The following is a 6,840-nucleotide window of genomic DNA, read 5'->3' as shown; positions in this document are numbered from 1 at the left end:
TGTAGCCTTGCACGGAAATGGGGATGCTTGTCATGGTTGCCATAATCTGACCTCACAAACGAAAAAAAAGCGCCGCTGCCCAGGCAGCGGAGCAAGCAATGGGGGGTATTTTCCGAAAAAAAGGCTGCACGGGCCGCAGTGACAGTGCGCTAAACCCGGCTGTGTCAACCGGGGGATGATCCGTAACAGCAAGTACACCCTACCTACTGGGCGCAAAACGGTCAAGCCCCGAAGCGCGCTGGCTGGGGAAGACCTGCCCTGCCTCTGCATAATGTCATGTAATCGACATGAGGTTCAGGCTTGCGCGGCAGTGAGCCAGCGTATATGTTGGAGTTGCGCCCAACGCGGCAGGCGCTTGCGCCAGCATGGCAGAGCCGCGTGAAACGCCTGGTTTGAGCGGCAAATAACAACTGTATGAACAACGGCAGACTATGAAAAAATATTTGCGTTATCTTGGGTCAGTGCTTGTCACGGCTGTGTTTTTTCTGGCCGTGTACCTTTTGTACCATAAGCTTAAAAGTTACAGTATAGCCCAGATTCGCGAAAGCATAAGCCAGATATCGCACGGGCGGATTCTCTGCTCGTTGCTGCTGATGGTGGTCAATTACATTATTCTTGTGGGCTACGACTGGCTGGCGCTCAAGGCCATTCACAAAACCCTGCCTTTGCCCCGCGTGGGGCTTGTTTCATTTGTGGGGCAGGCTGTCAGCTACAACTTTGGCGCGCTGCTGGGCGGCACCAGCGTGCGTTACCGGTTTTATTCGGCCTGGGGTTTTTCGCTGGCAGAGATTGTGCGTCTGGTGCTGATGCTGGCGGTCACATTCTGGGTGGGCGCTCTCGGGTTGTGCGGGCTGATTTTTATCATAAGCCCGCCTGCCATTCCTGATGATCTGCTGGCAAAAATGCCCATGACAGACGTGCGTATTCTGGGCGTGGTGCTGCTGCTTATTGCCTGCTCCTACCTGATTTTGTGCTGTACCGTGCGCAAGCCCGTACACCTGTTTGGCAAGGAATTTGTTTTCCCGCCGCCGCATATCGCCTTTGCCCAGGCCCTTGTGGCCGGGGTGGACATTATCGCCGCAGCGGGCTGCATGTACGTGCTGCTGCCCGGCAACATGGGCATATCATTTCTTGATTTTCTGCCTAGCTACCTGATGGCCCAGGTGGCTGTGGTGCTTACGCACATCCCCGGCGGGGTTGGTGTTTTTGAGCTTGTCATTCTGCACCTTACCCATACAACGCAGGCGCAGGCCGTATTTGCGGCGGTGCTGCTGTTTCGCATCATTTACTTTATCATTCCGCTGCTGGCAGCCGCATTGCTGCTGGCTGTTTATGAGGTGCGCCAGCGCAGCGACATGCTGCGCGAAACTGGCCGCTGGCTTTCCGTACTCTCGCACTCCATTTCTGCCTATATGGTTTTTGCGGCGGGCGTGATTCTGCTTGTCTGCGCCATGTTGCCGCCCGGCAAGCACATGCTGCACGCCTTGCGCAGCATGATTCCTTACGAGGCGCTGGCTGTGGGGCATTTTCTTACGGCTATTTCGGGCGCCATGCTGCTCTTTGTTTCATACGGGCTTGAGCGGCGGCAGTCGCGCGGGTTCCAGTTGGCGGTGCTGTGTCTCTGTCTGGGGATTGCGGGAGCCTTGCTCAATGGTTTTTCATGGATCACCGCATCCATGGTCAGCATCGTGCTGCTGACCGTGTGCATGGCCCGGCGGCGTTTTTACCGTTCGTCCTTTTTCTGGGAAGAACCCATCCCCGGCTACTGGCTGTTCGGTGCGTTGGGCGTGCTGGCCTTGATGGCGTCCATTGCCTGGGCGCTTTATCATCCCTCGTGGAATAAAGCCGCTGCCTGGGGTTTTGACCGCCCGCACATGGCCGCGCAAACACTGTTTGATTTTTTTGGCATTGCCGTGGGGCTGGCAGCTGGCTGGCTGTGGCGCGTTGCCTTGCGTTTGCGCGCCCGGCGGCAAAAGGCCGCGCATCATGAGTAGCGCGCTAAGCGCATATCGTTATTACAGTATGCTTCATTAAAAAAGCGGCCTTCCGTGCTTACGGAGGGCCGCTTTTTTTGTAAACGGGCTTGCAGGGCCTGCTGATTCAGCGGGTAGGGGTGTTGCACCCGTCTGCATGAATCTGATTGCGCGGGGCATGTCCGCGCCTTGCGGCGCGGGCTAGACGGATAATGCGGAAAAAGTGTTCGGCCACACGGAGCGCGCACCGTGCATGGCTTTTGGCAGCATTTCAATCAGTTCGCCAATCTGGGTGCCGGGGTTGGGCGTGCAGAGCTGCGCCAGCAGACGCGCCATGCGGGCCGCCGCCGTGCAGGCCTCGCCCATTGCAGCGCCGCCGCACAAAAAAGCCGTTGCAAGCCCGGTCACCAGATCGCCTGTGCCGCCAATGCATTCCATGGCCGGAACCGAAGGCGCGTCCACTGTGGCGACCACGCGGCCATCCACGACAATGTAGTCCTTTGATCCCTTGATAATCAAATTTTTCGGGCAGTTGCCGTGCTCAAGAGCGCGTTGCAAAAGCGGCGGCACGTCATCCTCGCGAGCCAGAAGAAAACCCCGCGTATAAAAGGGGTGTGGGGCTTTTTCATCTGCCAGAAAGGCCAGCTCGCCCAGATCCGGCGTAAAAAGGTCGTAGGCATCGGCATAACCGCTCATTTTCGCCACATACATAAAGCCCGCATCCGCCACCATTATTGGCGGCACGGCAAGGGCCTGAGAGGCCATGAGCACCCGGTTGTGCCAATCCTGATCAGGGAAAAGATAGTGAAAGGTCAGCCCCGCTGGGGCAATGCCTGCCAGATTCTGTTCCAGCCATGCGTAAATGGCGCGGCTGCCCGCGCCGGAACCAGAGTCGCCCGCCAGCAGCAGACGCGGCGGCGCAATGCCCAGCTCCCGGCAGGCAAGAATGGCGGTGGCGGCAAGGGCCGCGGTGCCCCGCTGTACGGGCACGGCCTGACCATCGGGCAAGTGGAGCAGGCCGCCTGCAACCGTGCTTTCGCCCTCAAGGCCAGCAGGGCAGAGGGCGAAAGCCGGGTCGGGCAAGGTCCCTGCTATGCACCACATGCGACTTGCCTCCGCAGTTCTTCAAAGGCCTTTTGCAGGCTGTAGCAGCAGAGGGTCTGCCCCAGGGACAGGGGTTCCGGGGCTTCATCAAGGCGCAGGCCGCACAGCCGATGCGCCACCCACGGCACATCGGGGCAGCCGCCGCCTGAAATATTCACAATGCGTCCGTCAGCAGCATCAAGGGTAATTTTCATGTTGGCGGCGCGCACCATCAGCCAGCGGTTATCCAGATATTTGATCTGAAACAGGGACACTGGCTCCAGCAGCACATCGTGGGCGCTGACTACCTGACTGGGGGCAAGGCCTTCCCGCTCCAGAACATCCAGAACGCGCGCCTGACTCACCAGTTCAAAAACAACCACCATGTCGCAACCTGTGCGCAGTTCCGGCGGCGGCCCCTTGACTTCCACATCCAGTCCGGCCTTGCGCAGTAGGCGTTCGGCGCGGATGACCTCGCCTGTGTGGTCAAAAACCAGCAGGCCCCGGTCATTGCAGCCGCGCTTGCCGCCGCGAGAATCCATATCCGAACCTTTGCCGCCGGGAGAAAACAGGCCGCGCAGTTTTTGCGCAAAGCCCTGCAGCAGGCTGGTCTGAGAACTGTTCTGCGTCATGATTTCTCCCGAAAATTCTGGCTCGCAGGATATGTTGCAGCACTCATGCCGAGAGCTGGGGAATTGCAGCTTGCAGCCATCATTGGCTGATCAGGGCGGCAACGGCGGCACGGGCGTTTTGCTCGCCCGCGCCGCCAGTCCCCCAAGCTGACCGTTAATCCTTGCGTATGTCTATGCGCGTTATGCCTTCGCCTTCTTCAGTGGTGCTCACGGCAAATCCCCGGTTGCGGGCAGCGCGGCTGACATTTTCAAGGCTGGCGTCGTTATCCACCAATACGCTGAAAGGCCCCTGTTCATCGGCCTTGGCAGCGGTAAGAAACATGAGCACGGGCTGCGGGCAGGAAAGCCCCCGGGTGTCAATGGTGGTAGACATTACGCGCCTCTCTTGCAGTTGAAGAATCCGATGCACAGGCAGATGGCAAGACCGGCAAGGGTAGCTGCCATGCCGTGAGGGCCGACCCCTGCGGGGCTGGAGGCCAAACCGAAGTTATGGGCAACTGCGGTGCCAACGATCAGCCCAACGGCAAATACGGCGGCATCGTTGTCGCCTTCGCCAGCCATGAAGAGCTGACGGCCAGGGCAGCCGCCCGCAAGGGCAAAGGCCAGACCGGCAGTAGCCATGCCGAGGAAGTTCCAGAGGTTGTCGGGCTGGGCGATTGGCTGGTTTTCAAAGCCGGGCTTGAATGCGCCGAAATACAGGTTCAGAACAAGGGCCGCGCCCAGCATGGCCAGAAAGCCCAGTGCCAGATGCCATTGCCTGAACAGCATCACGTCGCGTAGCGCGCCCATGGTGCAGAAGCGGCTGCGCTGGGCCAGAAAGCCCACGATCAGCCCCACGCCGATGGAGAGTATAAATGGTGCATGCTGCGCGCCGGGGCCTTTGACGGAGTAGAAGAGCACGCCGCTCTGCGGCTGCTCCGCCACCTGCGGATTGAGCAGATACAGGGCCACGAAGGAAAGCATGATACCGGGCAGCACCAGACCGGAAATTTTGCTCTGGCCCTGACTGCGGCCAAGCGAAAAGCCCATGCGGAAAAATATGGTGCCAATGCCCACGCCGCAGATCAGGCCCGCAAGGCCAAAGAGTGCAAAGGCGTCGCCGCCCGCAAGGCGCAGAATAACGCGCCAGGGGCAGCCCAGAAAGACCAGCGCGCCAATACCCGCTATGCCCCCAAGCAAAAAGCGGGTGATGGGAGCCGAGCCGCCGCGCGGCTTGTATTCGCCAAAAGCCAGCGCAGCGCCAAATGCGCCAAGCACCATGCCCATGATTTCTGGCCGCAGATATTGCACGACGGCAGCGCGGTGAAAGCCCAGCGCGCCAGCGATATCGCGGTTAAAGCAGACCACGCAGATGCCCATGTTGCCGGGATTGCCCATTTGCTGGAGCAACACGGCAAGCACGCCGAACACAAGCCCGGTGGCAATGATGCCTGTTGTGGTGGAGAAAAAGTTGAAGCCTGGTTTCATGAAATCCTCCTTTTTGGGCCACAGGCCCGTGGCGAAGCCGATGTATGAAACGGCAGCGCGAACGGAGGATTTGTCGGGTCAGTGGTGCAGGGTAGGAAAGCCATGCGCCAGCCCCAAACCGGGCCGCCGTTCGCGTAAGCTCCACAACGTGAAGCTCTTTGCTGTGCGTCAGGTTTTGCGCTTGGGCATGGTTTCCTCTGCTCTGTGTCTGCTGCCGCAGCCCGATGGGGAGCGGCACGTCAGCGATGTGAATGAATTTCTGTTCCTGTGCTCAGTCCAGGGGCTGTCAAAGCCCCGGCTATGCGCTTTTCTGGGCCGGGCATTTCGCAGGGCCGTGTCGTCAGCAATGGTAATTTTTCGGGTCTGCTTTACGATGCGGTGGTCAGGTTCACGCTGTCTTCGCCGTCGCGTTCGGAAAGCATGACGTCCACGTGTTCCTGCCTGCTGGTATTGATGACGCGGCCCACATAATCCGCATGGATGGGCAGCTCGCGGTGACCACGGTCGATAAGGGTCAGCAGTTCCACGCAACGCGGGCGGCCATAGTCGAGCAGAGCCTCGAGGGCGGCACGGATGGTGCGCCCGGTGTAGAGCACATCGTCAATCAGGATGATAACCTTTTCGTCCACGCTTTCGGTGATGCGCGACTGTCCGATGCTGGGCTTGCCCACAAGGCTTGTCCAGTCGTCGCGGTACAGATTGATGTCCAGGGTTCCGAGAGGCATGACGCGGTCAAGGCGCGTTTGCAGCAGGGCAGCTATGCGTCGGGCCAGGTCTGCGCCGCGCCGTTCGATGCCCACCAGCATTACATCCTGGCATGCAGCGTGGCGTTCAAGTATCTGCGAGGCGAGGCGTTCAAGTACCCGCGCCATTTCGTCTTTTTCCAGTAACCGGGTCGTGGACATGGTTCCTCCAAGGGTGGATATGCCCGTCATTCTAGCCGTTTTCGCCTTCAAAGAAAAGCCCTGCGGTAATTGACAAGCCCCACGCATGACCTTAGTTAGTAAAACACTCGAATCATGGAGGACGTATGATCGAATTGACCGACAGCGCCCGTAAGGAACTGGATTCGTTCTTTACCGGCAAGAAAAAGGATCCCATCCGGGTCTACATGACCGCAGGCTGAGGCGGCCCGCGCCTTGCCCTGGCTCTGGATGAGCCTAACGACCAGGATCAAACCGAGGAACAGGCCGGCTACACCTTCTGCATCAACAGTGCCCTTCTGTCAGAAGTGCAGGGTGTAAAAATTGATTTAACCTACATGGGCTTTGCGGTTGAACCCGCAGTGCCCTTCGCTTCTGAAGGCAACAGCGGTGGTTGCAGCAGCTGCTCGAGCGGCTGCGGCAGCAACGCGTAAGGCGGGGTGGTTTCCCGCTGGCCGGACGAAGCAGGCCAGCCTGTTTTTCGTTACTCTACCATATAATAATATCAAGCGTATCGAAAAACACCGGAGGAACCATGCTTGAACTGACCGAAAGCGCCCAGAAGGAACTGGCGGCCTTTTTTGAAGGTAAGGAAAAAAGCACCATTCGCGTTTACCTCGCCCCCGGCGGGTGCAGCGGGCCGCATCTGGCCCTTGCCCTGGACGCCGCGACGGATGAAGATATGAGCGAAGATCAGGGCGGATTCACCTTCTGCATCAACAAGGAGCTTCTTGCTCAGGTTGAAGGCGTGAAGATTGATCT

Annotated in this window: 8 protein-coding genes; 3 read left to right on the top strand and 5 right to left on the bottom strand. The window is 59.0% G+C overall.

Translation table 11 applies throughout. The annotated features are described in order from the left end of the window. Positions 1 to 431 precede the first annotated feature (431 nt). Entirely contained in the window at positions 432 to 1,994 is a 1,563-nt protein-coding gene (locus tag VEZ52_RS10785; RefSeq protein WP_324836809.1) for a lysylphosphatidylglycerol synthetase family protein, read from the top strand. 180 nt (positions 1,995 to 2,174) lie between these two features. Here the strand turns inward: VEZ52_RS10785 and VEZ52_RS10780 are convergent, their stop codons facing one another. The 5 genes from VEZ52_RS10780 to pyrR all read right to left on the bottom strand — a co-directional run bounded on the left by VEZ52_RS10780 (position 2,175) and on the right by pyrR (position 6,060). Continuing rightward, positions 2,175 to 3,077: an NAD(P)H-hydrate dehydratase gene (locus VEZ52_RS10780; RefSeq protein WP_324836808.1), complete on the bottom strand. Its 903-nt coding sequence runs from the start codon at positions 3,075 to 3,077 to the stop codon at positions 2,175 to 2,177. After that, positions 3,065 to 3,598 (bottom strand): DUF3343 domain-containing protein, encoded by a 534-nt coding sequence (locus VEZ52_RS10775; RefSeq protein ID WP_324836810.1) that lies wholly within the window; start codon positions 3,596 to 3,598, stop codon positions 3,065 to 3,067. Before VEZ52_RS10775 ends, VEZ52_RS10780 begins: the two co-directional genes overlap by 13 nt. 244 nt (positions 3,599 to 3,842) lie before the next feature. Further along, positions 3,843 to 4,061, bottom strand: a complete 219-nt coding sequence (locus tag VEZ52_RS10770) for a sulfurtransferase TusA family protein (RefSeq protein WP_240825068.1) — start codon at positions 4,059 to 4,061, stop codon at positions 3,843 to 3,845. After that, a complete protein-coding gene (gene yedE / locus VEZ52_RS10765) occupies positions 4,061 to 5,155 on the bottom strand; it encodes a YedE family putative selenium transporter (RefSeq protein WP_324836807.1) in 1,095 nt (364 codons plus the stop codon). The genes VEZ52_RS10770 and yedE overlap by 1 nt, the downstream gene beginning before the upstream one ends. Positions 5,156 to 5,523: 368 nt before the next feature. After that, positions 5,524 to 6,060: a bifunctional pyr operon transcriptional regulator/uracil phosphoribosyltransferase PyrR gene (gene pyrR, locus VEZ52_RS10760; RefSeq protein WP_324836806.1), complete on the bottom strand. Its 537-nt coding sequence runs from the start codon at positions 6,058 to 6,060 to the stop codon at positions 5,524 to 5,526. A 125-nt stretch (positions 6,061 to 6,185) separates the two neighbouring features. On the opposite strand from pyrR, the gene VEZ52_RS10755 reads away from it, so the two are divergent. Together VEZ52_RS10755 and VEZ52_RS10750 are read left to right on the top strand one after the other, a co-directional pair. Then, on the top strand, positions 6,186 to 6,512 hold the full coding sequence (locus tag VEZ52_RS10755; protein ID WP_227118199.1) for an IscA/HesB family protein: 327 nt from the start codon (positions 6,186 to 6,188) through the stop codon (positions 6,510 to 6,512). 101 nt (positions 6,513 to 6,613) lie between these two features. Next, a partial coding sequence (locus tag VEZ52_RS10750; protein WP_324836805.1) for an IscA/HesB family protein occupies positions 6,614 to 6,840 on the top strand: 227 nt, incomplete at its 3' end.

Source organism: Desulfovibrio sp. (assembly GCF_035644575.1).
Taxonomy (GTDB): domain Bacteria; phylum Desulfobacterota; class Desulfovibrionia; order Desulfovibrionales; family Desulfovibrionaceae; genus Desulfovibrio.
The sequence above is the reverse complement of the archived record's forward strand: the minus strand, read 5'-3'. Positions and strand labels throughout refer to the sequence as shown.

What these genes read in the sequence shown, in the direction of transcription:
- VEZ52_RS10770 (WP_240825068.1), bottom strand. Translation starts at nt 4,061, where the DNA reads ATGTCTACCACCATTGACACCCGGGGGCTTTCCTGCCCGCAGCCCGTG.
- yedE (WP_324836807.1), bottom strand. Translation starts at nt 5,155, where the DNA reads ATGAAACCAGGCTTCAACTTTTTCTCCACCACAACAGGCATCATTGCC.
- VEZ52_RS10785 (WP_324836809.1), top strand. Translation starts at nt 432, where the DNA reads ATGAAAAAATATTTGCGTTATCTTGGGTCAGTGCTTGTCACGGCTGTG.
- pyrR (WP_324836806.1), bottom strand. Translation starts at nt 6,060, where the DNA reads ATGTCCACGACCCGGTTACTGGAAAAAGACGAAATGGCGCGGGTACTT.
- VEZ52_RS10775 (WP_324836810.1), bottom strand. Translation starts at nt 3,598, where the DNA reads ATGGATTCTCGCGGCGGCAAGCGCGGCTGCAATGACCGGGGCCTGCTG.
- VEZ52_RS10780 (WP_324836808.1), bottom strand. Translation starts at nt 3,077, where the DNA reads ATGTGGTGCATAGCAGGGACCTTGCCCGACCCGGCTTTCGCCCTCTGC.